Raw genomic sequence first — 25,156 nt, 5'->3', positions numbered from 1 at the left:
CAGTGGAGAGCGTCGAAGGATGCTTCGCCGCCCTCCACCAACGACCAGCTCTGAGCGGGTGCGAATGGGCGCACGACGACCGCGACTCGCGGTCTCGGCAAGGCTACCGCACGCATCCCCGAATCGGCAGGAAGCATGACGAAGGGCCGCCCCCTCGCGGGGACGGCCCAGTCGTGAAGCGCTCGAGCCGGTCTAGCGGCGGAGCCCCAGGCGCTCGATCAGCGAGCGGTAGCGCTCGATGTCGACGTCCTGGAGGTAGCCGAGCAGGCGACGGCGCTGACCCACGAGCAGCAGCAGGCCACGACGCGAGTGGTGGTCGTGCTTGTGCGTCTTCAGGTGCTCGGTGAGGTCCTTGATGCGGCGCGACAGCATCGCGACCTGCACCTCGGGGCTCCCGGTGTCACCCTCGTGGGTGGCGAACTCCTCGATGATGGACTTCTTGATCTCTGCATTCAGGCCCATGCGGAACCCCTCTCTCCTCGCAGCGCGGTGCCCATGCCCGATGCATGAGCGCTCTGGATCCGCGGCCGGTCAACGGCAACCTCACGATGCTACCAGGTCAGGCGCGCGGAGGTCGAGGCGGCATGGCGCCGTAGCGCTGCACGGGCCCCTGCCCCGCCGGCACCTGGGCTCCCGCGGTGACCGGGACGGGCTGGCCGATCGCGGCGCTCGCCATCGTCCGCCGGTGGTGCATGAGGTCGGCGAGCAGGGTCGCCTCGTCGGCGACGAGCCGCGAGCGGGCGCGCTCCCGGCCGAGCAGCGCGTGCTGGCGGTGGTTCGCGAGCCGCGTCGCCGTGAGGATGTACTCGCGCATCGACCTGCGCAGGCCGCGCGAGCGCGCCCACTCCATGAGCGCGGCGCGACCCTCGCTCGAGGCGAGCCGGTCGACCTCCTCGCTCGAGAACCAGCCGGCGCGACCGTACTCGTCGAGCCGAAGCCTCGTGAGCTTGATCTCCTGGCGCAGCAGCAGCCACACCGCGACCGCCGCGAGCACGCACAGCGGCACCTGCACGACGAGGTAGTAGACGAAGAAGCCGACGGTGCCGCCCGGGACCCACCAGCTCGCGGAGTTCCAGAGCGCGTGGAGCGCCGCCGACACGAACCAGCCGACGGGGCCGGCGAGCAGGATCCACCAGCGCGAGCGCAGCCTCGCCGCGAAGCCGAGCGCGAGCCCGATGCCGACCGCGGTGAAGATCGCGTGCGTGAGCGGGCTCATGATGCCGCGCAGGAAGAAGATGAACGAGCCGCCGCCGCTCTCGGCGAGCGAGGTGCCGAAGTAGAGGATGTTCTCGGTGAAGGCGAAGCCCGCCGCCGACAGCGCCGCGATCACGACGCCGTCGACGGGGCCGTCGAAGCTGCGCCGGAAGCAGAGGAACATGATCGCGACCGGCACGCCCTTCCACAGCTCCTCCGTCACCGGCGCCTGGATGACCGTCGCGTAGAGCTCGTACTGCTCGGCCGTCCGCAGGAAGGGCGCGACGAGGGGCTCGAGCACGAAGCCGTTGAGCGCGAGCGTCAGCAGCACGGCCGCGATGCCGCCCCACAGCGCCGCGAACCACAGCGCCACGCGCGGCTCGGGCTCCCAGCGGTCGATCGCGAGCACCGCCCAGAGCACGAAGCCGAGCGGCACGAGCGCCATGACGCCGGAGACCGCGACGAGCAGCGGGCTGCCGATCGCGCCGCCGAGGAACCAGATGACGAGGAAGGAGGCGAGCGCGAGCACGCCGATGCCGACGAGGCCGAGCACGAGCCCGGCGCTCGGGCCCTGCTGGCGCCGCAGGGGCGAGAGCGACGACGTGGTGGCGTTCACCCCGCGAGCGTACCGAGCGGCGGTGCCCCTCAGCCCTCGTCGTCGGGCAGGATCACCGGGATCGACGCGGTCGCGGGGTGCAGTCCCGACAGCCGCGCGGGCTCGAGCAGCTTCTCGACGCGCTCGCGCTCCATGAGGCCCGCCTCGACGACGAGGTCGGCGATCGACTTGTGGCCCGTGAGCGCCTCCTTGGCGAGCTGCGCGGACGCCGCGTAGCCGAGGTAGGGCGTGAGCGCCGTGACGACGCCGACGGAGCTGCCGACCATGAGGTCGAGCCGCTCGTGGTTCGCCTCGATGCCGTCGACGCAGTTGACGCGCAGCGTGAGGCACGCCTGCGTCATCCAGTGCAGGCTCTGCAGGATCGAGTGCGCGATGACCGGCTCGAACGCGTTGAGCTGCAGCTGGCCCGCCTCGGATGCCGCCGTCACCGTCGCGTCGGAGCCGATGACGGCGAACGCCACCTGGTTGACGACCTCCGGGATGACCGGGTTGACCTTGCCGGGCATGATCGACGAGCCGGCCTGCTTGGCGGGCAGGAAGATCTCGCCGAAGCCGGCCTGCGGGCCCGAGGAGAGCAGGCGCAGGTCGTTGCAGATCTTCGAGAGCTTGACCGCGGCGCGCTTGAGCGTGCCGGAGACGAGCATGAACACGCCCGTGTCGCTCGTCGCCTCGATGAGGTCGGCGGCGGGCACGATCGGGAGCCCAGTGAGCTCGGCGAGGTGGCGGGAGGCCGCCTCGGCGTAGCGCGGGTCGGCGGTGATGCCGGTGCCGATCGCGGTCGCGCCGAGGTTGACCTCGCCGAGCCACTTGATCGTCTCCTCGAGGCGGTCGTGGTCCTCGCGCAGCGTCACCGCGAAGCCGCGGAACTCCTGCCCGAGCGTCATCGGCACGGCGTCCTGCAGCTGCGTGCGGCCCACCTTGAGCACGTCCCGGAACTCGACCGCCTTCCGGTCGAACGCATCCGCGAGCCTCGCGAGCTCGTCGAGCAGGCGCCGGAGCGTGAACGCCATCGCGACCTTGATCGACGTCGGGTAGGTGTCGTTCGTCGACTGCGAGCGGTTGACGTCGTCGATCGGGTGGAAGTGCTCGTACTCGCCCTTCTTGCGGCCGAGCTCGACGAGGCACGCGTTCGCGATCACCTCGTTCGTGTTCATGTTCGTCGAGGTGCCCGCGCCGCCCTGGATGACACCGACCTTGAACTGGTCGTGCAGCTCTCCGCCGCGGATGCGGATGCAGACGCGGTCGATGAGGTCGGCCTTGTCGGGGTCGAGCACGCCGATCTCGCGGTTGGCGCGCGCGCACGCCTGCTTGACGACCGCGAGTGCGTTCACGAGGTCGGAGTAGACCGAGATGGAGCGGCCCGTGATCGGGAAGTTGATGAGCGCGCGCTCGGTGTGGATGCCCCAGTACGCCTCGGCGGGCACCGGCAGCTCGCCGAGCGAGTCGCGCTCGAGGCGGGTCGGGCCGGCGTAGTGGCGCTCGCCCTGCGGAGCGGGATCGAGCTTGTACAGGGGCGTGTCGGTCACGGTGGCTCCTTTGCCGTGGCGGCGCGCCGATCGGGCGCGGTGGCGTGCGTGGGGGCGGGGTTCTCCCGACCCCGAGCCTAGCCCGCGCGCATGGGCGACGCGGGTATCGTGCTGGGGTGCATCGCCTGACCCTCCCCATCGCCGCCCTCGCCGCGCTCGCGCTCGTCGGCTGCTCCTCGACCGCGCCGGAGCCGAGCGCCGAGCCCACGCCGGCACCGACCGCGCTCGGGCCGCTCCCGGGAGCGAGCGAGTCGCCGGTCACGGCCGAGGGCGATCCCGACGCGCCCGAGGGCTACCCCATCGCGCCGCCGACCGAGTTCCCCGAGTGCGCCGAGATCGAACCCGCGGTCGCCGAGCTCACGAGCGGCCTCTCGTTCGACCAGGCGGCGAGCGACGCGCAGGATCAGGAGGACGTCGCGGTCGAGCGGCAGTGCGCCTGGACGGCGGGCGACGACACGCTCCGGCTCACGCTGAGCGGCATCACCTTCTCCCCCGACGAGCTCGTCGCGCTCTCGGGCTCGCGCCTCATGGTGCCCGACGCGGGTGCGAACGAGCGCGGCCTGTTCGTGATGGGCGTCGGCGAGCCGCCCGTGCTGAGCGAGCCGTTCTCGGGCACCGTCAACCTGTTCGACCAGTTCGAGACCGTCTCGGTCGGCTGGGACGGCGGCGACGCGGCGTTCACGGGCCAGCAGGCCGTCGACGCCGCCGTCGCGGTGCACGAGGTCATCCGCGGCTAGCGGCCCTCCCCCGACCGCTGCAGCGCCCGGCGCAGCTCCTCCCCGAGGGCGGCGACGCCGACCTCGACCTCCGCGAACGTCGTCGAGAGCGGCGAGAGCCCGATGCGGATGCCGTCGGGCGCGCGGAAGTCGCCGATCACGCCCCGCTCCCACAGCCTCGCGTTGACCTCCCGGAACGACGGATGCGTCACCGTCAGGTGGCTGCCGCGGTGCGGCCCGGCGGGCGGGCTCGCGAGCCGCGCGCCGAGCGGCAGCACGTGCTCGGCGAGCGCGGCCTCGGCGAAGTCGGTGAGCGCGACGGACTTCGCCCGGACGGCGTCGATGCCGACCGCCTCGACGAGCTCGACCATCGCCTCGAGCGCGACGGTCGCGAGCACCGGCGGCGTGCCGCTCAGGAAGCGGCCGAGCCCGGCGGCGGGCTCGAAGCGGGGCCCCATCGCGAACACGTCGGCGGCGCCCATCCAGCCCTGGATCGGCTGCTCGAGCCGCTCGTGCAGGTCGGCGCGCACGTAGCCGAAGGCGGGCGCACCGGGCCCGCCGTTCAGGTACTTGTAGGTGCAGCCGACCGCGAGGTCGACGCCGTGCTCGTCGAGGCCGACGGGGATGACGCCTGCCGAGTGGCACAGGTCCCACAGCACGAGCGCGCCCGCGTCGTGCGCGGCGCGCGTGATGCCGGCGACGTCGGCGACGAAGCCCGAGCGGTAGGCGACGTGGCTCAGCAGCACGAGCGCCGTTCGCTCACCCACCGCCGCCTCGACCTGCTCGAGCGAGACGCCGGCGGCGGGGTCCGCCTCGATCCAGCGGATCGTGCAGCCGCGCTCGGCGGCGATCCCCTCGACGATGAAGCGGTCGCTCGGGAAGTTGTCGTCGTCGATGACGATCTCGGTGCGCCCGTGCTCGGCTTGCGCGTCGACGGCCGCGCGCGCGAGCTTGTAGAGCAGCACGGTCGTCGAGTCGCCGACGAACGCCTGCCCGGGGCCCGCGCCCACGAGCGCGCCGATGCGGTCCCCGAGCTCGTACGGCCGACGCATCCACTGCTCGTCCCACGAGCGGATGAGCCGCTCGCCCCAGTCGCGGGCGATGAAGTCGCCGAAGCGCTCGGGGAGCGACGCGAGCGGCCGGCCGAGAGAGTTGCCGTCGAGGTACGCGACGACGTCGCCGCCGCGGACGAAGCGGTCGGCGTGCTCGGCGAGCGGGTCGGCGGCGTCGAGCTCGGCGGCGCGTCGGGCGAGATCGGTCATGCGGATGCCTCCAGGTCGAACCAGGTGTAGGGCAGCGATCGTGCGCGGTGCAGGTTGGCCAGCAGCGACTCGTCGTCGACGACGTCGGCCGCGACGATGCCGATCATCGGGCCGGGCGGGAGCAGCCGCTCCGCGAGCAGCGCGTCGACGAGCGCGCTGCCGTCGATGCCGGCCCGGCGGAGCGCGGCGACCTCGGCCGGGTCGAGGTCGAAGCGGTCGAGCCCGTTGCCGAGGTCGGTGCCGTACGCGACCGCCCCGCCCGCGGCGGCGAAGCGGCCGAGGTTGTCGGTCGCGCGGGCGAGCGCGCCCTCATCGCCGTCGCGCTCGTGCATCGCGAGCGTCGAGATCCACGTCTGCCGGGCCGCGGCCTCGCGGATCACGGCGTCGTCGAGCCGCTCGGTCCACGGCGCGTGCGCGAGCACGTCGACACCGGCCGCGATCGCTCGCTCGACCTGCCCCGCGCCGCGCGCGTGGGCGACGACCGGCAGCCCCGCCGCGCGCGCCTCGGCGACGATCACGGCCAGCGCCTCGTCGTCGAGGACGGGCCCGTCGTCGCCGCTGAGCGTGATCTTGATCGCCGCTGCGCCAGCCTGCAGCTGTGCGCGCACCGCGCGCACGGCCTCGCTCGGGGTCGCGAGCTCGACGACGGATCCCGGCGGCGCCCACGCGCGGTCGGACGGATAACCGCCGACGGCCGCGTGGAACGGCCCGGCGAAGCGCGCCTCGACCCCGCGATGCGCGGCTTCGACGGCGGCGACGAGCCCCGGCAGCTCGCTCGGCGCCCAGCCGAGGTCGAGCACGCGGCCGAGCGCGGTCGGCTGGTCGCGCGCCGCGTCGCAGAGCCCGAGGTGCACGTGCGCGTCGGTGAGCGGCGGCAGCAGCGCACCCTCGATGCGCGCGATGCGCCGCGGCGCCCTGTCTTCCGGCATGAGCCGCATGCCCGTCGCGCTCAGCCCGACCACCGCATCCGTCACCCACCGACCGCCGATGCGCGCGTGCGCGACTCGGGCGACGACCGGTGCCGTCACGTGCCGATCCGCGTGCGGACGGCGTAGAGCTCGGGGAAGAACGTCAGGTCGAGCGCGCGGGCGAGGAAGTCGACGCCGCTCGAGCCGCCCGTGCCGGTCTTGCGACCGATCGTTCGGGTCACGGTGCGGAGGTGCCGGAAGCGCCAGAACTGGAAGTTGTCCTCGAGGTCGACGAGCTCCTCGCACGTCTCGTAGGCGCGCCAGTCGGCCGCGCCGGGCTCGGCCGCACCCTCGTAGATGCGCTGGAGGACCGGCACGAGCGACTCGGTGTAGACGTGCGCCTTCGTGACGTCGCGCTCGAGCACCTCGGCGGGCACGTCGTGGCCGTGCCGGGCGAGGAAGCGCAGGAACTCGTCGTAGAGGCTCGGGCGCTCCAGCTCGGCCGCGAGCGCCGCGTGCTCGTCGGGGCTCGACTCGAAGACCTGCAGCATGCGCTCGTGCTTGTTGCCGAGCGCGAACTCGACCATGCGGTACTGGGCGCTCTGGAAGCCGGATGCGCCCTCGAGCGCGCCGCGGAACTGCGCGTACTCGGTGGGCGTGAGGGTCGCGAGCACCGACCACTGCTGCGTCAGCACCTCCTGGATGTGCTTGACGCGCGCGATGCGCTTGAGCGCCGCGCCGAGGTCGTCGGCGGCGAGCAGCCTCCTCGCGTCGTCGAGCTCGTGGATGACGAGCTTGAGCCAGAGCTCGGTCGTCTGGTGCTGGATGATGAAGAGCATCTCGTCGTGGTGCTCCGGGCGGCTTCGCGGGTGCTGCGACGCGAGCAGCGAGTCGAGCCCCAGGTAGGAGCCGTAGGTCATCCGCTCGCGCAGGTCGGTGACGACCCCGTCCTCGATCTCGCGGGTGTTGTGCTCGACGGACACTGCAGGCCTCCTTCGGCTCGGCCTCCACGGTAGTGCCAGGCGGCGCGGTCAGCGGGTCGCGACGAGCACGGTCGCGCCGAGCTCGTCTTCGGCGCGCACGGCCGAGTCGCGGAAGCCCGCCGCCGCGACGAGGTCGGCGGCCGCCTCGACCTGGAGCGGCGCGAGCTCGACGAGCGCGATGCCGCCGGGCGCGAGGAGCCGCACCATCGCGGGCGCGTGCTCGGCGAGCGGGTCGAGGCCGTCGACGCCGCCGTCGAGCGCGATCAGCGGCTCGAACTCCGCCGCCTCGCGCGGCAGGTGCACGAGGTGGGCGGTGGGCACGTAGGGCAGGTTCGCGGCGATGACGTCGAAGGGCGCGGATGCGTCGAGGCCGTCGAGCGAGTCGGCACGGAGGACGAGCGCGCCCGGCAGGTTCTCTCGAGCGCACGCGACCGCACCCGCGTCGGCGTCGATCGCGACGACCTCGACGCCCGGCACCCGGTGCATCGCGAGCGCCGCGATCGCGCCCGAGCCGCAGCCGAGGTCGAGCAGCCGCGGCGCTCGCGGCTCGCGCTCGGCGGCCTCGCGCAGCAGGTCGGCGGCGAGCGTCGCGAGCAGCTCGGTGCGCCGGCGCGGCACGAAGACCCCCTGGTGCACGGCGATGCGCAGCTCGGCGAAGCGCGCGCTGCCGACGATGTGCTCGATCGGCTCGCCGAGCGTGCGGCGCTCGACCATCATCTCGATCATCCACGGGTCGTCGATCCTCGCGGCGCGCTGGAGCTCGGCGAGCTCGCGCTCGGGGAAGACGCTCCCCGAGTCGCGCAGCGCCGCCAGCAGCTCGTCCGGCTCCCGCAGCTCCATCGCTCGTGACGATAGCCTGCCGACGTGCTGATCGCCGAGGACGCCGTCGACCACCTCATCGCGCTCGTGCGCGTGCCGACCGAGCGGCCCGAGCAGCTGCCAGCGTTCCGGGCCGCGCTCGAGGAGCGATTCCCGCGGCTCTTCGCCGCGCTCGAGGTCGAGCTCGTCGGCGACACGATCCTCGCGCGCTGGCCGGGCCGCGGCGAGGGCCGCCCGGCGCTCCTCATGGCCCACCAGGACGTCGTTCCCGCCCCCGAGGCCGGCTGGACGCATCCGCCCTACTCCGGCCACCGCGACGGCACGCACGTGTGGGGGCGCGGCACCCTCGACGACAAGGGCTCGCTCGTCGCCATCTGCGTGGGCGTCGAGGCGCTGCTCGCGGCCGGCTTCGCGCCCGAGCGCGACGTGTGGCTCGTCTTCGGGCACGACGAGGAGACGATGGGCTCGGGCGCGGCCTCCGCGATCGCGGAGCTCGACGCGCGCGGCGTGCGGCCCGCGTGGGCGCTCGACGAGGGCGGCGCGATCATCGAGCCGCCGATCGCGGGGCTCTCGCGCGACGTCGCGGTCGTCGGGGTGGCCGAGAAGGGCTTCGCGAACATCCGGGTGCGCGTGGCCCAGGTGGGCGGGCACGCGTCGACGCCGCCGCGGCTGCCGGCGACGTCGCGGCTCGCGCGGGCGATCCGGCGGCTCGACCGCTCCCCCTTCCCCCGCTCGCTGCCCGAGCCGGCGCTGCGCATGCTCGAGCTGCTCGGGGCGGATGCGCCGGGCGCGCAGGGCGCGGTGCTGCGGCGCGTGCGGCGTGCTCGGCCGCTCGTCGAGCGGATCCTCGCGCGCGGCGACGAGACGCGGGCGATGCTCGCGACGACGGCGGTCGTGACGCAGCTGCAGGGCGCGGCGGCGCCGAACGCGCTCGCGGAGGAGGCGACCGCGGTCGTGAACGCGCGCATCGCGCTCGGCTCCTCGGTCGACGAGACGCTCGAGCACGTGCGGCGCGCGATCGCCGACCCGCGAGTCGAGCTCGACGTGCTGCACGGGCACGGGCCGAGCCCCGAGAGCCCCTCCGCCGGCCGCGGCTGGGACGCGATCGAGGCGGCGATCGCGCGAGCGCGGCCCGACGTGCAGACCGTGCCGTACGTCATGCTCGGCGGCACCGACGGCCGCCACGCGCACCGCATCACCGACCGCGTCTACCGCTTCGCGCCGTTCGAGATGACGCGCGAGGAGCGGCTGACGCTGCACGCGCGCGACGAGCGCATCCGCGTCGACACGTGGCTCGCCGGCTGCCGCTGGTACGCCGATCTCATCGAGTCGAGCTGCTGATGACCCGCTTCGCGATCGACGCGCCGACGGCCCTGCGGAGCGTGCGCGAGCGCGTCGACGTCGGCGAGCACTCCCTCGTCAGCACCGGGGCGCTGCGCTCGCAGGCGATGCAGCTGCTCTACGACGAGGTGCGCGCGGGCACGCTCGACGAGGCTGAGGGGCGTGCGCAGCTCGAGGCGGTCGCGGCGCTCAAGGTGCGGCTGCTCGCCGACCGCGTCTCGCGCTCGGTCGCGTGGCGCATCGCCGCGCGGCTCGACTGGGCGGAGATCGGTGCCGCCGAGCTGCTCGCGGTCGCCTCGCTCCAGGCCGACGCGCTCGTCACGGACGACGAGCGGCTCGCGGCGGCAGCCGAGGGCGTCGCCCCGCGGATGCGGTGGGTCGACTTCGCGAGCGCCATCCGCTGACGCTCGGCAGGCTCTCCGCGCCGCTGCGCCACGTGCGAGGGTAGTACCGATTGGTCGCTCGCAGCCTCGCCGAGCGGCACATCGGTACCACCCAGCCGCGACGGCGGTACTCGATGGTCGCTCGCGCCCTCGCCGAGCGGCACATCGGTACCACCCAGCCGCGACGGCGCTCAGGCGTGGAGGTGCGGCTCGTGGTCGGCGTGGCCGGGCGGCTCGAGCTGGAAGGTGGCGTGCTCGAGCGAGAGCGGGAAGTGCTCGGCCGCGCACTCCTGCAGCGCATCGAGCACTCGCGGCGCGTGGCCGTCGGCGAAGCACGACTCCTCGACCACGACGTGCGCCGTGAGCTGGTGCAGTCCCGTGCCAAGCGTCGACGCGTGCAGGTCGTGCACCGAGATGACGTGCTCGACCTCCATGAGGTGCGCGCGCACGTCGTCGAGGTCGAGCTCCTGCGGCGTCGACTCGAGCAGGATCCGGCCGCTGTCGCGCAGGAGGGCGAGCGAGCGCGGCACGATGAGCACCGCGACGAGCGCGCTCGCGATGAGGTCGGCCTGCTGGAAGCCCCACAGCCAGATCGCGACCGCCGCCGCGATGACCGCGACCGAGCCGATCGCGTCGTTCACGACCTCGAGGAACGCCGCTCGCAGGTTGAGGCTCGAGCCGCGGCCGCCCGCGAGCACCGCGAGCGCGACGAGGTTGCCCGCGAGGCCGATTGCGCCGAAGGCGAGCAGCAGCGGCCCCGGCACCTCGGTCGGCTCGGCGATGCGGCGCACGCCCTCGACGACCACGACGAGCGCGACGATGAGCAGCGCCGCCGCTTGCGCCGCCGCGGCGAGCACCTCGACGCGCACGAGCCCCCACGTGCGGCGCCCGCTCGGGGCGGCTTGCACGAGCCGCTGCGCGCCCAGCGCGACGCCGAGCCCCGCGACGTCGGTGAGCATGTGCACCGTGTCGACGAGCAGCGCGAGCGAGCCCGTGACGATCGAGCCCACGACCTGCGCGGCGAAGAGCACCGCCGTGATGCCGAACGCGACCGCGAGCCGGCGCGAACCGGCCGCGGCACTGCCATCGGCACTGCCGCCGACACCGGGGCTGTGCCCGTGGGACCCCGACATGCCCGCCGCTACATGCGCGACTTGGTGTGCCAGACGGTCTTCGTCTCCGTCAGGGCGAGGATGCGCTGCGGCGTCTCGGGCGCGATGCCCGGCTCGGGGCGGATGACGCGCTTGAGCGTGTCGGCCGCGGCGACCTCGAGCGAGACCCAGTCGAGGTCACCCGCGCCCGTGAGGTCGAGCGCGTTGACGTCGGCGTGGCTCGCGAGCCACGGCGCGAGCTCGGCCGGGTCACCCGTGAGCACGTTGACGACGCCGCCCGGCAGGTCGCTCGTCGCGAGCACCTCGGCGAGCGAGATCGCCACGAGCGGCGACGACGCGGCGGGGATGACGACGACCGCGTTGCCCATCACGAGCGCGGGCGCGACGACCGACGTGAGGCCGAGCAGCCCCTGCGACTGCGGCGCGACGATCGCGACGACGCCGGTCGGCTCGGGCACCGAGATGTTGAAGTACGGGCCGGCGACGGGGTTCGCGGAGCCCGCGACCTGGGCGATCTTGTCGGTCCAGCCGGCGTGCCACACCCACAGGTCGATCGCCTCCTCGACCTGCGCGCGAGCGCGCGCGGCCGAGAGGCCCTCGGTGCGCTGCAGCTCGTCGACGAACTGCGCCTTGCGGCCCTCGAGCACCTCGGCGACGCGGTAGAGCACCTGGCCGCGGTTGTACGCGGTCGCGCCCGCCCAGCCCGGCTGGGCCTTGCGGGCCGCGCGCACGGCCTCGCGCGCATCCTTGCGGGACGCCTTCGCGACGTTCGCGACGAAGCGGCCCTCGCCGTCGCGCACCTCGGTCACGCGGCCGGACTCGCTGCGCGGGAAGGCACCGCCGATGAAGAGCTTGTAGGTCTTCGGGACGTCGAGGCGCGTGGTGGTCTTCGTGGTCGTGGTCATCGCTCGCCTGCCTTCAGGTACGCCTGCATGCCCTGCACGCCGCCCTCGCGGCCGTAGCCCGACTCCTTGTAGCCTCCGAAGGGGCTCGCCGGGTCGAACTTGTTGAACGTGTTGGTCCACACGACGCCCGCGCGGAGCTTGTCGGCGATCGCGAGCACGCGCGAGCCCTTGTCGCTCCAGATGCCGGCCGAGAGGCCGTAGGGCGTGTTGTTGGCCTTCGCGATCGCCTCGTCGGGCGTGCGGAACGTGAGCACCGAGAGCACCGGGCCGAAGATCTCCTCGCGCGCGATCGTCGACGAGGCCTCGACGCCCGTGATGACGGTGGGCGCGAACCAGTAGCCCTCCTGCGGCAGCTCGCACGCGGGGCTCCAGGCCTCGCCGCCTTCGGCGACGCCGCGGTCGACGAGCCGCGTGATGCGCTCGAGCTGCTCGCTCGAGTTGATCGCGCCGACGTCGGTGTTCTTGTCGAGCGGGTCGCCGACCCGGAGCGTCGCCATGCGCTCCTTGAGGCGGTCCATCACCGCGTCGTGCACGTTCTCCTGCACGAGCAGCCGGCTGCCGGCGCAGCACACCTGCCCCTGGTTGAAGAAGATGCCGTCGACGATGCCCTCGATCGCCTGGTCGAGCGGGGCGTCGTCGAAGACGATGTTCGCGCCCTTGCCGCCGAGCTCGAGCGTGAGCTTCTTGTCGGTGCCCGCGAGCGCCTTCGCGATCTCGCGGCCCACCGCGGTCGAGCCCGTGAAGGCGACCTTGTCGACGTCGGGGTGGCGCACGAGCGCCGCGCCGGTCGCGCCGTCGCCCGTCACGAGGTTGACGACGCCCGCCGGGAGCCCGGCCTGCTCGCAGACCTCGGCGAAGAGCATCGCCGTGAGCGGGGTCGTCTCGGCGGGCTTCAGCACGACGGTGTTGCCCGCCGCGAGCGCCGGCGCGACCTTCCACGCGAGCATGAGCAGCGGGAAGTTCCACGGGATGACCTGCGCGGCGACGCCGTGCGGCCGCGGCGCGGCGCCGAGCCCGAGGTGGTCGAGCTTGTCGGCCCAGCCGGCGCAGTGGAAGAACCACTGGGCCACGAGCGGGATGTCGGCGTCGCGCGTCTCGCGGATCGGCTTGCCGTTGTCGAGCGACTCGGCGACCGCGAGCTCGCGGGCGCGCTCCTGCAGGATGCGCGCGATGCGGAAGAGGAACTTGCCGCGGTCGCGGCCCGACATCGGGCCCCACACGTCGCGGAAGGCCGCGCGCGCGGCGCGCACCGCCGCATCCACATCGCCCTCGTCGGCGTACGCGAAGGTCGCGATCTGCTGCTCGGTGCTCGGGGAGACGGAGGCGAACGGCTCGCCGCCGCCCGTCACCCACTCGCCGCCGATCCAGAGGCGGTAGTCCTCCCGCAGCGAGAGGATGGACGTCGACTCGGGAGCCGGCGCGTAGTCGAGGAATGCCATGGTGCCTTCAGTCGATCGTGACGTAGTCGGGGCCGGAGTAGCGGCCGGTGGTGAGCTTCTGGCGCTGCAGCAGCACGTCGTTGAGCAGGCTCGAGGCGCCGAAGCGGTAGAGCTTCGGGTCGAGCCACGCCTCGCCGCACGTCTCGGCGACCGCGACGAGGTGCTTGATCGCATCCTTCGCGGTCGAGATGCCGCCCGCGGGCTTCACGCCGATGCGCTCCCCCGTGAGCCGCTCCCAGTCGCGCACGACCTGCAGCATGAGGAGCGTGACGGGCAGCGTCGCCGCGGGCTGCACCTTGCCGGTCGAGGTCTTGATGAAGTCGCCGCCCGCGAGGATCGAGAGCCACGAGGCGCGGCGCACGTTGTCGTAGGTGTGGAGCTCGCCGGTCTCGAGGATGACCTTGAGGTGCGCGTACGAGCCGTCCGCGCGGCGGCACGCCTCCTTCGTCAGCACGATCTCGTCGAAGACCTTGCCGTAGTTGCCCTCGAGGAACGCGCCCCGGTCGATGACCATGTCGATCTCGTCGGCGCCCGCGGCGACGGCGTCGCGGGTGTCCTGCAGCTTGACCTCGATGCTCGCGCGGCCCGCGGGGAACGCGGTCGCGACGGCGGCGACGTTGATGCCGTCGTCCTTGCCGGCGCTCCACGCCGAGCCGAGCGCCTCGACGGCGTGGCCGACCATGTCGCCGTAGACGCAGACGGCGGCGGGCCGGGGCGTCGAGGGGTCGTTCGCGTCGGGCACGAGCGCCTTCGCGACGAGCGAGCGGACCTTGCCGCGCGTGTCGGCGCCCTGCAGGGTCGTGAGGTCGATCATGCGGATCGCGAGGTCGAGGGCCTGGGCCTTCGACGACGTCTTGATCGAGCGGGTGCCGAAGCGCGCCGCGCGGGCCTCGAGGCCGACCGCGTCGACCGCGGGCAGCCCCTCGAGGTGCCGCCGGAGGGCGACCTCGGAGAGGTCGCTGCCGAGCAGCTGGACGGCGCGCTCTGCGGGCGCGAGCGCTGCGCTGGTCGATGTCACGCTGTTCCTTCTTGCCCTGGCCGGGCCGCTCCCGCGGATCGGGGCGGCGGATGGGTCACGGCAGTCTACCGACCGGTGCCCCGCCTCGGTGCGGCGCGGCGGACCCGTCGGTCAGGCGGACGCGGCCGCGACGAGCTCGCGCGTGCGCTCGACGTCGCGGCCCATCTGCGCGACGAGCTCGTCGAGGCTCTCGAAGCGGTGCATCGGGCGCACGAAGTCGATGAGCTCGAGCTCGATCGGCCGGTCGTAGAGGTCGAGGTCGACGTCGAGGAGGTACGCCTCGACGGTCTTCGCGGCGACGCCGTCGAACGTCGGGTTGTCGCCGATCGAGACCGCCGCGGGGAAGGCGCCCGCGTCGACGCGCGCGATCGCCGCGTAGACGCCGTCGGCGGGCACGAAGCCCTCGACGGGCGAGCCGAGGTTGGCCGTCGGGTAGCCGAGCGCGCGGCCGCGCTGGAAGCCGCGCACGACGTCGCCGCGCAGCAGGTGCCGGCGGCCGAGCATCGCGTTCGCCTCCTGGATGCGGCCGAGGCCGAGCGCCTCGCGGATCCAGGTCGACGAGACGCGGCGGCCGTCGGCGAAGCAGATGTCGTCGATCGACTCGACGCGCGCGCCGCGCGGCTCGGCGTGCGCGCGCAGCATCGCCGCGTCGCCCGCGCCCCGGTGCCCGAAGCGGAAGTCGTCGCCGACGAGCAGCACGCGGGCGCCGAGCCCCTCGAAGAGCACGCGCTGCGAGAACTCCTCCGCCGGCTGCGCGGCGGTCTCGGCCGTGAACGGGATGACGACCACGCGGTCGGCGCCGGCGTCGCGCAGCAGCTCGACCTTGTGCCGTAGCGAGACGAGCGGCAAGGGCGCGCGGTCGGGCCGCACGACCTCGAGCGGGTTGCGGTCGAAGGTGACGACGGTCGTCACGAGGCCCTCGGCGTCGGCGATCGCGCGCAGCTGCTGCAGGATGCGCCGGTGGCCGATGTGCACGCCGTCGAACTTGCCGATCGTGATGGCGCTCGGCGCCGCCTCGAGCTGCTCGACCCAACCGAGCCCGCGCTCGGCGAGGTCGCTCACGCGGCCACCCGCTCGCTGCTCGCGCGCAGCCACCACAGGCCGAGGAACGGCAGCACGGCGGGGATGAAGAGGTAGCCCATGCCGAAGTAGCTCCAGACGGAGTCGTGCGCGAAGAGCTCCGGCGCGACGAGCGAGAGCGTGCCGACGACGAGCACGCCGACGAGCTCGAAGCAGACGGCCGCGAGCGCGACGCGACGCCACGCATCCCTCGGGCTCGCGAGCGCGACGGTCGCGACGATGTAGACGACGGCGGCGACGGCGCTCAGCGAGTACGCGAGCGGGGCCTCGTCGAAGCGCTGCACGATCTGCACGAAGGAGCGGCCCGTCGCGGCCATCGCGAGCACCGCGTACACCGCGATCAGGACTCGGCCGATGCCGGCGTGCTTGCGCTCATTCACTCGGTCGAGTCTAGCGATCCCGCGGTGGCCGCCCCGCCGCGGCGGCGGTCAGGCGATCTGCACGAACCAGATCTGGTGCATGCGGTAGACCATCACCGCGCACGCGAGGATGCCGATGCCCACGATGAGCGTCGACCACTGCCCCTTCTTGTCGACGAGCGCCCACAGCACCGCGCCGGGCGGGATGACGAGCGCGGTGAGCAGGTACGTCCAGTACTCGAGCAGGTCGCCCGTCGGGCCCGCGCCCGTGAACGGCGCGATGATCGACGCGATCGCCTGCACGACGAGCGCGAGCAGCGTGAACGCCGCGGCGCCGAGCACGAAGTCGTTGAACGGGCGCTTCATGAGCCCCACGACCGCGACGATCGCGCCGATGACGCCGAAGGCGATCGCCTGCGCGAGCATGAGCCAGCTGATCACGAGGCGCCCCCGGTCGGGAAGTTCGTCACGGGCAGCAGCCGCCGCCCCTCGGCGCGGGCGATGCCGACGAGCCGGTCGCCGTGCACGGCCGCGACGAGGCCGCGCTCCCCCTCGAGGGCGATCGTGCGGCGGCCGTGGGCGAGGTTCGCCGCGCGCTCGTCGTCGAGCAGGGCGACGGGCAGGATGCGGGAGGCGGCGCGGGCGGGCGGCTCGAGCAGCGCGCGAGCGCCCTCGGGCAGCGCGTCGGCGAGCGGCGCGCCCTCGACCTCGAACGGGCCGATGCGCGAGCGGCGGAGCGCGGTGAGGTGCCCGCCGACGCCGAGCGCCGCGCCGAGGTCGCGCGCGAGCGCGCGGATGTAGGTGCCGCTCGAGCAGTCGACGACCACGTCGACCTCGGCGCGCACGCCGGGCCGGAATCCGAGCACCTCGAAGCGTGAGACCGTCACGGGCCGGGCGGCGAGCTCGACCTCCTCCCCCGCGCGGACGCGCGCGTAGGCGCGCTCGCCGTCGACCTTGATCGCGCTCACCGAGGAGGGCACCTGCTCGATCTCGCCCGTGAGGGCCGCCATCGGTGCCGTGAGGTCGTCGCGCGTCAGGTGGGACGCATCCGCCGTCGTCGTCTCGTCGCCCTCGGCGTCGTCGGTCGTCGTCGTCGCGCCGAGCGCGATCGTGGCGGTGTAGGTCTTGTCGAGCCCGACGATGTGCGTCAGCAGCCGTGTCGAGGGGCCGACGCCGAGGATGAGCAGGCCCGTCGCCATCGGGTCGAGCGTGCCCGCGTGGCCGACCTTGCGGGTGCCGAGGGCCCGCCGCGCGCGGCTCACGGCGGTGTGGCTCGTGATGCCCTGCGGCTTGTCGACGAGCAGGATGCCGTCGGGGGCGTCGGTGTCGGAGGGCACCAGGCGAGTGTAGACGCTCGTCCCGGTCAGCTCCTGGCCGCCGGTCGCGGCCGGATCGGCCGGTAGCCTCCCAGCATGGCGAGCGAAGCGGAGCGGGCGCCCCGGCAGCGCGTCGCCGTCATCGGCGCCGGCGCGATCGGCGGCACCATGGCGGCGCTGCTGCAGGCCGCGGGGCACGACGTCACCGTCACGGCGCGGGGCGCGAACCTCGAGGCGATGCGCGAGCACGGGCTGCGGCTCCGCGGCGGCTTCGGCACGCACACCGCCGCCGTGACGGCGCTCGAGCGGCTCGAGGAGGTGCCCGACGTCGCGATCCTCGCCGTCAAGGCGACCGGCACCGCGGACGCGCTCGAGGCGAACCGCGGGCAGCTGGCCGGCGTGCCGCTGCTCGTGGCGCAGAACGGCCTCTACGGCGAGCGCGCGGCCGGGCGGCTGCTCGGGCACGAGCGCGTCGCCGGCGCGCTCTCGCTCATCGCCGCGAACTCGCTCGAGCCGGGCGTCGTGACGATCACGGCCGCGAACCCGACGATCGTCGGCGGTGCCGAGGGCGAGCGCTTCGCGGCGCTGCTCGGCGAAGTGATGCCGATCGAGCGGACGGCCGACCTCGAGGGCTCGCAGTGGACGAAGCTGCTCATCAACATGGTCAACGCGATCCCCGCGATCGTCGGACACCCGGTGCAGGACGTGATCGGCGACCCGGGGCTGCGGCGCGTGATGGTCGCCTCGATGCGCGAGTGCGCGCGCGTCGGCCTCGCGAGCGGCGTGCGCTTCCAGCCGATGCAGGGGCTCTCGCCCCTGCTCGTGCGGCTGCTCGCATGGGCACCGCACCGCGTCGCGCAGCAGGTGCCGCTGCGCATCCGGGCACGGATGGGCGAGGTGCCGAACCTCGGCTCGACGCAGCAGTCGATCCGGCGCGGGCAGCCGACCGAGGTCGACATGATCAACGGCGCGGTCGTCGAAGCGGCGGCGCGCGCCGGTCGCGAGGCGCCGGTCAACGCGGCGCTCGTCGAGCTCGTGCACGAGGTCGAGCGCTCCGGCCGCTTCCTGCCGGCGTCGGTCGTGCGGCAGCTCGCCTAGTCAGCAGGAGTCGGCGAACACCTGCACGGGGCGGCGCCAGTCGCTGTTCTCGACGATGAACGCCGCCTTCCGGCGCGGGTCCACGGCCCGCTCGTAGAGGTCGTGGGCCTCGCGGTAGCGGCGGTGCGACTCGTGGCGCAGGTCGGGGTGCACGCCGTCCCGAGCGCGCATCCGCTCTCCCCTCGTGCGCTCGTCGGCGTCGAGGTAGACGACCGCGTGCCACTTGCCCGCGAGCGCCGGCCGCTGCAGGAAGACGCCGTCGACGACGAGCACGACGTCGGGCCCGGCGGTCTCCCACTCCATCTCGACGCTGCGGTCGGCGTGGAGGTCGAAGGCGCGCGTCACGAAGCCCGTCGACCCGCCCATCCGGAACGGGTGCAGCAGCACGCGGTCGAGCAGCTCGACGTCGAACGCGTCCTCGTAGTAGCCCTTCGGCGAGTCGCGCCCCTGCCGGTAGCGGAACGCCTGCGGCCGGTGGAAGTCGTCGGCGCTCGCGCGGAACGCCTCGACGCCCGCGCGTGCGAACGCGACCTGGAGCGCATCCGCGAAGCGCGTCTTGCCGACCCCGTCGCGCCCCTCGACGGCGAAGAGCCTGCGACCGCGGGGGTTGCGGCGCAGCAGCTGGTCGACGAGGTCGGTGTAGAGCGCCTTCTGCTCGGGCGTCCAGGAGGCGGCCTGCATGAGCAGCGAGCGGTCGATCATGGCGTCAGCCTAGGCGCTCACGCGACGGGCGTCGGCGGGGCGACGGGCCGCGAGCCGTAGGCGAGGCGCCGCAGCAGCGCCTCGGCCGGTCCGCGCGTGCCGCGCGCGTCGAGCACGAGCGCGACGGCGACGCTCACGAGCCACGCGGCCACCGCGACGCCGGCCGCGGCGAGCGGCGTGAGCGTCGAGCCGAGCCCGAATCCCCACGCCGCGAGCGTCGGCACGAGCAGCACCGACTGCAGCAGGTAGCTCGAGAGCGAGCGCTTGCCGACCGCCGCGAGCGCGCGCACGACGATGCCGCGCCGCTCGCCGATCGCCGCCGCGGCGAGCGCGAAGAGCGCCGCGTAGCCGATGCCGCCCGCGACGCCCGCGAGGCTCGAGACGCCCATCGTGCCCCACGAGAGCGCGGGGTCGAGCACGAGTCCGGCGAACTGCGCCGCGGCGAGCGCGCCGCCGGCCCAGCCGATCGCGATGCCGACCACCGCGATGCCCACGAGCGTCCGCCGGTGGTCGCGCGGTCGGTCGAGCAGGCCGCGGCGAGCGGCGAGCATCCCGAGCACGACCGCGAGCGGCACGGTGAGCGCGAGCAGCTGCCCGGGCGTCGCGAGGAGCCACAGCCCCAGGCTCTGGAGCGCGAACCACGGGTAGCTCGGCTCGCCCGCGGGCGTCGCGAGACCGCCGCCCGCCAGGGAGGAGAGGTCGCCGGCGATGCCCGTGCCGAGCAGCAGCCCGCCCGCGAAGCTCATCGCCGCGAAGAGCGCGAGCAGGCCCGCGAGCACCCACGCGACGATGCGCAGCACGCGGTCGGAGCGGCGCAGCAGCAGCGCGACGACGACGAGCCCCGTGAGCCCGTAGGCGCCGACGATGTCGCCGAACCACAGCAGCAGCGCGTGCACCGCGCCGATCGCGACCATCCACGCGTGCCGCCGCTGCAGGATGCGCCGCGCCTCGCGCCACGGCGTGCCGGCCGCCGACTGTCGGCTGTAGAGCTGCCAGATGCCGTAGCCGAACAGGAACGCGAACAGCGGGTAGGCACGCCCGTCGATCACGACGAGCGAGAGGAGCTGGTAGCCGAGGTCGGCACCGTCGTGGCCGAGCTGGTGCGCGCTCGAGAGCCCCTGCTCGCGGCCGTGCAGCAGCCACGGCACGTTCGCGAGGCCGATGAGCAGCAGCATGAGCCCGCGCGCGAGGTCGGGCGCGAGGCTGCGGCCCCGGGCGGCCGTCGCGGCGGCCGCGACGTCGACGGCAGGCTCGTGCCACGTCGGCGGCGCGGGCCAGGCGGCCGTGGGGATCGGCCCGCCGGCGGGAGCCGGGTGCGACGGATGCGGCAGCGGCGGTCGGGCGGGCGGCATCTGCTCGGCGTGGGTCATGCCTCGACGCTATCGAGGCGGTCTGCCGGGCCGGGGTCCGCTCGCGCGTCTACGCTGGCGGGATGCTCGGCGACCGCTCCACGACCGCGCTCGCGGACTGGTACCGCTCGAGCGCGCGCGACCTGCCGTGGCGGCGCCCCGACTTCGACGCGTGGGGCACGCTCGTGAGCGAGGTCATGCTGCAGCAGACGCAAGCGGCGCGCGTCGCGGTCGAGATCGACCGCTGGCTCGCGCGCTGGCCGACGCCCGCCGACCTCGCCGACGCGCCGACCCACGAGGTGCTCCGGCAGTGGGGCACGCTCGGCTACCCGCGCCGCGCGCTGCGGCTGCAGGACACCGCGCGCGCGATCGTCGAGCGGCACGGCGGCGAGGTGCCGCGCGACGTCCCGTCGCTCCTGGCCCTGCCGGGCGTCGGCGACTACACGGCGCGCGCGGTCGCCGTCTTCCACTTCGGCGACCGGCATCCCGTGGTCGACACGAACGTGCGCCGCGTCGTCGCGCGCGCCGTGCACGGCCGGGGCGAGGCGGGACCGGCCGCGAAGCGCGACCTCGCCGACGTCGAAGCGCTGCTGCCCGAGGGCCGCGCCGACGCATCCGTCGTCTCCATCGCGCTCATGGAGCTCGGCGCCCTCGTCTGCACCGCCCGCGCCCCGCGCTGCGACGAGTGCCCGATCGCCGACGCGTGCGCGTGGCGGGCCGCGGACTACCCGCCGTTCGAGGGCAAGCGCGCGCCGCGGCAAGCGCGGTTCGAGGGCAGCGACCGGCAGGCGCGCGGCACGGTGCTGCGCGCGCTGCGGGCGGTCGACGTGCCGCTCTCCCCCGCCGAGCTGCACGAGCGCTGGCACGACGCCGAGCAGCTCGAGCGCGCGCTCGCCTCGCTCGCCGCCGACGGCCTCATCGTGCGCGAGGCCGATGCCGTGCGGCTGCCCGACTGACGCTCGGGTGCGCTCGGTAGGTTGAGCGGCATGCCGGCTCGACACCAGCGCGTCACCGCTCCGAGCGACGACCTCGCCGCCGCCCTCGAGGCGATCCGCGTCGAGCTCGGGCTCGACGCGGCCTTCCCGCCCGCCGCGATCGCCGAGGCCGAGGCATTCGCGGCCGCTCCGCGGCTGCCGGACGCCGACCGCACCGGCATCCCCTTCATCACGATCGACCCCGAGGGCTCGACCGATCTCGACCAGGCGCTGCACCTCGAGCGCGACGGCGACGGCTACCGCGTGCACTACGCGATCGCCGACGTCGCCGCGTTCGCCGAGCCGGGCGGCGCGATCGACGCCGAGGCGCGCCGCCGCGGCCAGACGATGTACGCGCCCGACGGCCGCGTGCCGCTGCACCCCGCGGTCGTGAGCGAGGGTGCCGCGAGCCTGCTCGCGGGCGAGGTGCGCGGCGCGTACGTGTGGTCGTTCGGGCTGGATGCGGCGGGTCGCGCCGTGCGCGTCGGTCTCGAGCGCGCGCGGGTGCGCTCGCGCGCGCAGCGCAGCTACGCCGAGGCGCAGCGGCTGCTCGAGGAGGGCGACGCGATGCTCGCGCTGCTGCGCGAGGTCGGCGAGCTGCGGATCGCGCTCGAGGCCGAGCGGGGCGGCGCGAGCCTCGACATGCCCGAGGAGGAGATCGAGCGCGACGGCGACGACTACCGCCTCGTGCGCCGCGAGCTGCTGCCCGTCGAGCGCTGGAACGCGCAGCTCTCGCTCATGACCGGCATGGAGGCCGCGCGCCTCATGCTCGGCGCGGGCGCGGGGATCCTCCGCACGATGCCGCGCCCGCCCGAGGCGGACGTGCGCGCCTTCCGGGCGGAGGTCGCCGCGATCGGCGAGCCATGGCGCGAGGACGAGCACTACGGCGACTTCCTGCGGCGGCTCGACCGCTCGGAGCCGTCGACGCTCGCGATCCTGCAGGCCGCGCGGCGGCTGTTCCGCGGCGCGTCGTACCGCGTCGTCGACGAGGCGGCGGATGCGTCGGATGCGTCGGAGTGGGTGCAGGCGGCGATCGGCGCCCCGTACGCGCACGCGACGGCGCCGCTGCGGCGGCTCGTCGATCGGTTCGTGCTCGCGCACTGCGAGGCGATCGCGAACGGGCGCGAAGTGCCCGCGTGGGCGACCCGGGGCCTCGAGGGGCTCCCCGAGATCATGCAGGAGTCGAGCCGGATCGCGGGAGCGCTCGAGCGGGCGTCGGTCGACGCGGTCGAGATCGCGGTGCTCAGACACCGCATCGGCGAGGAGTTCGACGCCGTGGTCGTCCAGGCGCGCAAGGAGGGCGCGACGATCCAGCTCATCGATCCGCCCACCGAGGCGATGTGCGAGACGGATGCGTCGCCCGGCGAGCGCATCCGCGCGCGCCTGACGGAGGCAGACCTCGCGACGCGCAGCCTGCGCTTCGCCGAGGCCTCCGCCGGCTGAGCCTGTCGTGGCTCAACCGGCGGCGGAGCTCAGCTCGCGGCCGTCTCGTCGTCGTCCGCGTCCTTCGGCTTGCGGTACGGGTCGGCGTCGCCGGCGTACTGCGCCGCCTCCGCCGCCCGGTGCGCGGCGAGGTCGCGCTGGCGCGCCTCGTCGAGCAGATGCTCGATCGACGCCGCGCTCTCGGGCAGCGCGTCGAGGTGGAACTCGATCGACGGCGTGAGGCGCAGCGAGAGGCCCTTGCCGATCTCGCGCCGCACGACGCCCTTCGCGCTCGAGAGCGCCTTGGCCGTCTCGTCGCGCTCCTCGTCGGTGCCGTACACCGTGTAGAAGATCGACGCGTGCTGCAGGTCGCCCGTCACCCGCACATCCGTGATCGTGACGAAGCCGAGCCGCGGGTCGCGCACCTCGCGCTCGAGGGCGCGCACGGTGATCTCGCGGATGCGGTCGGCGATCTTCCTCGCCCGGGGGTTCTCTGCCATGGGTTCCTCCTGTTGAGACGAGTGTGGGGCGGCCAGCCGCCGCCCCACACCGTACTGCGCGTCAGACGCGCGGCTTCTCGACCATCTCGATCGTCTCGATCTCGTCGCCGATCTGGATGTCGTTGAACCGGCCGAGCCCGATGCCGCACTCGAAGTCGGTGCGGACCTCGGTCACGTCGTCCTTGAAGCGGCGCAGCGACTCGATGGCGAGGCCATCGGCGAGCACGACGCCGTCGCGGATGACGCGGGCCTTGGCGTTGCGGGTGATCGTGCCGGAGCGGACGATGCAGCCCGCGATGTTGCCGAACTTCGAGGAGCGGAACACCTCGCGGATCTCGGCGACACCCGACTGGACCTCCTCGAACTCGGGCTTGAGCATGCCCTTGAGCGAGTTCTCGACGTCCTCGATCGCCGCGTAGATCACGTTGTAGAACCGCACGTCGACACCCTCTCGGGCGGCGCGCTCGCGGGCCTTCGTGTCCGGGCGGACGTTGAAGCCGATGATGACGGCCGAGTCGACGGTCGCGAGGTTGACGTCCGACTCGGTGATCGCGCCGACACCGCGGTGGATGATGCGCAGGTCGACCGTGTCGTCGATCTCGATCTTCATGAGCGACTCCTCGAGCGCCTCCACGGCACCCGACACGTCGCCCTTGATGATGAGGTTGAGCGTCTCGACCTTGCCCTGCTCCATCGCGAGCTTGAAGTCCTCGAGCGAGAGGCGCTTGCGGGCCTTCGCCAGCTGCGCGTTGCGCTCGACGGCCTCGCGCTTCTCGGCGATCTGCCGAGCCGTGCGGTCCTCCTCGGTGACGATGAAGGTGTCGCCGGCGCGCGGGACGCTCGAGAGGCCCTGCACCTGCACGGGCATCGAGGGACCGGCCTCCTGCACGAGCTCGCCGCGGTCGTCGACCATGGCACGCACGCGGCCGTAGGCGGTGCCCGCGACGATCGCGTCGCCGACGCGGAGCGTCCCCGACTGGATGAGCACGGTCGCGACCGAGCCGCGGCCCTTGTCGAGCTTCGCCTCGATGGCGACGCCGCGCGCCTCCTTGTTGGGGTTCGCGCGCAGGTCGAGGCCCGCATCCGCCGTGAGCAGCACGGCCTCGAGGAGGTCCTCGATGCCGGTGCGCGCGAGCGCCGAGACGTCGACGAACATCGTGTCGCCGCCGTACTCCTCGGTGACGAGGCCGTACTCGGTGAGCTGCTGGCGCACCTTCGCCGGGTTCGCCTCGGGCTTGTCGACCTTGTTGACCGCGACCACGATCGGCACGTTCGCCGCCTGGGCGTGGTTCAGCGCCTCGATCGTCTGCGGCATGATGCCGTCGTCCGCCGCGACCACGAGGATCGCGATGTCGGTCACCTGCGCACCGCGGGCGCGCATGGCGGTGAACGCCTCGTGGCCCGGGGTGTCGATGAAGGTGAGCGCGCGGTCCTCGCCCTCGTGCTCCTGCCAGACCTGGTAGGCGCCGATGTGCTGCGTGATGCCGCCGGCCTCGCCGTCGATGACGTTGGCGCCGCGGATCGCGTCGAGCAGTCGCGTCTTGCCGTGGTCGACGTGGCCCATGACGGTCACGACGGGCGAGCGGTACTCGAGGTCCTCATCGGTCTCGTCCTCGAGCTCCTGCTCGATGTCGATGTCGAACGACTCGAGGAGCTCCTTGTCCTCGTCCTCGGGGCTGACGATCTGGATCTTGTAGCCCAGCTCGGCGCCCAGCAGCTCGAAGGTCGTCTCGTCGAGCGACTCCGTCGCCGTCGCCATCTCGCCGAGGTGGAACAGCACGGTGACGAGGTCGCCGGGCATCGCGTCGATCTTCTCGGCGAAGTCGGCGATGGATGCGCCGCGGCGCATGCGCACCGTCTCGCCCTCGCCGCGCCGGACCTTGACGCCGCCGATCGACGGCGCCTCGCGCATCTCGAACTCGAGCCGCTTCGTGCGCTTCGACTTGCGCGACTTGCCCTTGGCGCCGCCCTTGCCGAACGCGCCGGCCGTGCCGCCGCGACCGCGGCCACCGCCGCCGGGACGGCCCGCGAACGCGGGGCCGCCGCGGCCCGGAGCACCGGGAGCGGGAGCGCCGGGGCGCTGGAAGCCGCCGGGACGACCCGGACCGCCGGCGCGACCGCCGCCGGGGCGCGG

The 25,156-nt window shown here is 73.8% G+C and carries 25 protein-coding genes; 6 read left to right on the top strand and 19 right to left on the bottom strand.

Going from position 1 to position 25,156, the window contains the following annotated elements:
• Window positions 1-192: 192 nt before the first annotated feature.
• The 3 genes from rpsO to JQT67_RS06455 all read right to left on the bottom strand — a co-directional run bounded on the left by rpsO (window position 193) and on the right by JQT67_RS06455 (window position 3,321).
• Window positions 193-462 carry a 30S ribosomal protein S15 gene (rpsO, locus tag JQT67_RS06465; protein ID WP_021011779.1) on the bottom strand — a complete coding sequence of 90 codons (270 nt, stop codon included), beginning with the start codon at window positions 460-462 and terminating at the stop codon, window positions 193-195.
• Window positions 463-559: 97 nt separating this feature from the next.
• On the bottom strand, window positions 560-1,810 hold the full coding sequence (locus tag JQT67_RS06460) for a PrsW family intramembrane metalloprotease (RefSeq protein WP_208063991.1): 1,251 nt from the start codon (window positions 1,808-1,810) through the stop codon (window positions 560-562).
• Window positions 1,811-1,839: 29 nt separating this feature from the next.
• Entirely contained in the window at window positions 1,840-3,321 is a 1,482-nt protein-coding gene (locus JQT67_RS06455) for an aspartate ammonia-lyase (RefSeq protein WP_208064063.1), read from the bottom strand.
• Window positions 3,322-3,452: 131 nt separating this feature from the next.
• Between JQT67_RS06455 and JQT67_RS06450 the strand changes: the two genes are divergently transcribed.
• Window positions 3,453-4,073, top strand: a complete 621-nt coding sequence (locus JQT67_RS06450) for a hypothetical protein (protein ID WP_208063990.1) — start codon at window positions 3,453-3,455, stop codon at window positions 4,071-4,073.
• Here the strand turns inward: JQT67_RS06450 and JQT67_RS06445 are convergent.
• The 4 genes from JQT67_RS06445 to JQT67_RS06430 are packed head-to-tail and all read right to left on the bottom strand — an operon-like array spanning window position 4,070 to window position 8,045.
• Complete coding sequence (locus JQT67_RS06445; RefSeq protein WP_208063989.1) at window positions 4,070-5,314, bottom strand: kynureninase; 1,245 nt, start codon at window positions 5,312-5,314, stop codon at window positions 4,070-4,072. The two genes, JQT67_RS06450 and JQT67_RS06445, sit on opposite strands and share 4 nt — an antisense overlap.
• A complete protein-coding gene (locus tag JQT67_RS06440; protein WP_208063988.1) occupies window positions 5,311-6,342 on the bottom strand; it encodes a hydrolase in 1,032 nt (343 codons plus the stop codon). The genes JQT67_RS06445 and JQT67_RS06440 overlap by 4 nt, the downstream gene beginning before the upstream one ends.
• Window positions 6,339-7,205, bottom strand: a complete 867-nt coding sequence (locus JQT67_RS06435) for a tryptophan 2,3-dioxygenase (RefSeq protein WP_208063987.1) — start codon at window positions 7,203-7,205, stop codon at window positions 6,339-6,341. The genes JQT67_RS06440 and JQT67_RS06435 overlap by 4 nt, the downstream gene beginning before the upstream one ends.
• A 48-nt stretch (window positions 7,206-7,253) precedes the next feature.
• Window positions 7,254-8,045, bottom strand: coding sequence for a HemK/PrmC family methyltransferase (locus JQT67_RS06430; RefSeq protein WP_208063986.1), 792 nt, complete (start codon window positions 8,043-8,045; stop codon window positions 7,254-7,256).
• Between the two features lie 24 nt (window positions 8,046-8,069).
• Here JQT67_RS06430 and JQT67_RS06425 point away from each other — a divergent pair, with 24 nt between their 5' ends.
• A complete protein-coding gene (locus JQT67_RS06425; protein ID WP_307864240.1) occupies window positions 8,070-9,365 on the top strand; it encodes a M20/M25/M40 family metallo-hydrolase in 1,296 nt (431 codons plus the stop codon).
• On the top strand, window positions 9,365-9,769 hold the full coding sequence (locus JQT67_RS06420) for a hypothetical protein (RefSeq protein WP_208063985.1): 405 nt from the start codon (window positions 9,365-9,367) through the stop codon (window positions 9,767-9,769). Before JQT67_RS06425 ends, JQT67_RS06420 begins: the two co-directional genes overlap by 1 nt.
• A 170-nt stretch (window positions 9,770-9,939) precedes the next feature.
• On the opposite strand, the gene JQT67_RS06415 is transcribed toward JQT67_RS06420, so the two are convergent.
• The 8 genes from JQT67_RS06415 to truB all read right to left on the bottom strand — a co-directional run bounded on the left by JQT67_RS06415 (window position 9,940) and on the right by truB (window position 16,998).
• Window positions 9,940-10,881 (bottom strand): cation diffusion facilitator family transporter, encoded by a 942-nt coding sequence (locus JQT67_RS06415; RefSeq protein WP_208063984.1) that lies wholly within the window; start codon window positions 10,879-10,881, stop codon window positions 9,940-9,942.
• A gap of 8 nt (window positions 10,882-10,889) precedes the next feature.
• Window positions 10,890-11,765 carry an aldehyde dehydrogenase gene (locus tag JQT67_RS06410; protein ID WP_208063983.1) on the bottom strand — a complete coding sequence of 292 codons (876 nt, stop codon included), beginning with the start codon at window positions 11,763-11,765 and terminating at the stop codon, window positions 10,890-10,892.
• On the bottom strand, window positions 11,762-13,204 hold the full coding sequence (locus tag JQT67_RS06405) for an aldehyde dehydrogenase family protein (protein ID WP_021011210.1): 1,443 nt from the start codon (window positions 13,202-13,204) through the stop codon (window positions 11,762-11,764). Before JQT67_RS06405 ends, JQT67_RS06410 begins: the two co-directional genes overlap by 4 nt.
• 7 nt (window positions 13,205-13,211) lie before the next feature.
• On the bottom strand, window positions 13,212-14,222 hold the full coding sequence (gene deoC, locus JQT67_RS06400) for a deoxyribose-phosphate aldolase (protein ID WP_021011209.1): 1,011 nt from the start codon (window positions 14,220-14,222) through the stop codon (window positions 13,212-13,214).
• A 111-nt stretch (window positions 14,223-14,333) separates the two neighbouring features.
• Window positions 14,334-15,284 carry a bifunctional riboflavin kinase/FAD synthetase gene (locus JQT67_RS06395; RefSeq protein ID WP_021011208.1) on the bottom strand — a complete coding sequence of 317 codons (951 nt, stop codon included), beginning with the start codon at window positions 15,282-15,284 and terminating at the stop codon, window positions 14,334-14,336.
• A complete protein-coding gene (locus tag JQT67_RS06390) occupies window positions 15,281-15,619 on the bottom strand; it encodes a hypothetical protein (protein WP_235045094.1) in 339 nt (112 codons plus the stop codon). Before JQT67_RS06390 ends, JQT67_RS06395 begins: the two co-directional genes overlap by 4 nt.
• A gap of 111 nt (window positions 15,620-15,730) precedes the next feature.
• Entirely contained in the window at window positions 15,731-16,102 is a 372-nt protein-coding gene (locus JQT67_RS06385) for a hypothetical protein (RefSeq protein ID WP_021011206.1), read from the bottom strand.
• Complete coding sequence (gene truB, locus JQT67_RS06380; protein WP_208063982.1) at window positions 16,099-16,998, bottom strand: tRNA pseudouridine(55) synthase TruB; 900 nt, start codon at window positions 16,996-16,998, stop codon at window positions 16,099-16,101. Before truB ends, JQT67_RS06385 begins: the two co-directional genes overlap by 4 nt.
• 75 nt (window positions 16,999-17,073) lie before the next feature.
• Here truB and JQT67_RS06375 point away from each other — a divergent pair, with 75 nt between their 5' ends.
• Window positions 17,074-18,075 (top strand): ketopantoate reductase family protein, encoded by a 1,002-nt coding sequence (locus tag JQT67_RS06375; protein WP_208063981.1) that lies wholly within the window; start codon window positions 17,074-17,076, stop codon window positions 18,073-18,075.
• Here JQT67_RS06375 and JQT67_RS06370 read toward each other — a convergent pair whose 3' ends face one another.
• Together JQT67_RS06370 and JQT67_RS06365 are read right to left on the bottom strand one after the other, a co-directional pair.
• Window positions 18,076-18,777: a uridine kinase gene (locus JQT67_RS06370; protein ID WP_208063980.1), complete on the bottom strand. Its 702-nt coding sequence runs from the start codon at window positions 18,775-18,777 to the stop codon at window positions 18,076-18,078.
• Window positions 18,778-18,794: 17 nt separating this feature from the next.
• Window positions 18,795-20,147: a DUF418 domain-containing protein gene (locus JQT67_RS06365; protein ID WP_243755755.1), complete on the bottom strand. Its 1,353-nt coding sequence runs from the start codon at window positions 20,145-20,147 to the stop codon at window positions 18,795-18,797.
• Between the two features lie 62 nt (window positions 20,148-20,209).
• Here JQT67_RS06365 and JQT67_RS06360 point away from each other — a divergent pair, with 62 nt between their 5' ends.
• Window positions 20,210-21,082, top strand: coding sequence for an A/G-specific adenine glycosylase (locus JQT67_RS06360; protein ID WP_208063979.1), 873 nt, complete (start codon window positions 20,210-20,212; stop codon window positions 21,080-21,082).
• 30 nt (window positions 21,083-21,112) lie between these two features.
• The gene (locus JQT67_RS06355; RefSeq protein WP_208063978.1) at window positions 21,113-22,543 is read left to right on the top strand and encodes an RNB domain-containing ribonuclease; all 1,431 of its coding nucleotides are present in this window, start codon (window positions 21,113-21,115) and stop codon (window positions 22,541-22,543) included.
• A 29-nt stretch (window positions 22,544-22,572) separates the two neighbouring features.
• On the opposite strand, the gene rbfA is transcribed toward JQT67_RS06355, so the two are convergent.
• Both rbfA and infB read right to left on the bottom strand, forming a co-directional pair.
• Window positions 22,573-23,022, bottom strand: coding sequence for a 30S ribosome-binding factor RbfA (gene rbfA / locus JQT67_RS06350; protein ID WP_021011199.1), 450 nt, complete (start codon window positions 23,020-23,022; stop codon window positions 22,573-22,575).
• Between the two features lie 61 nt (window positions 23,023-23,083).
• Window positions 23,084-25,156 (bottom strand): translation initiation factor IF-2 (gene infB, locus JQT67_RS06345; protein ID WP_208063977.1); only part of this gene is annotated, 2,073 nt, incomplete at its 5' end.

This window comes from Agrococcus sp. TF02-05, from assembly GCF_017565345.1.
Taxonomy (GTDB): domain Bacteria; phylum Actinomycetota; class Actinomycetes; order Actinomycetales; family Microbacteriaceae; genus Agrococcus; species Agrococcus pavilionensis.
This window is presented reverse-complemented; position numbering and strand designations above follow the sequence as displayed.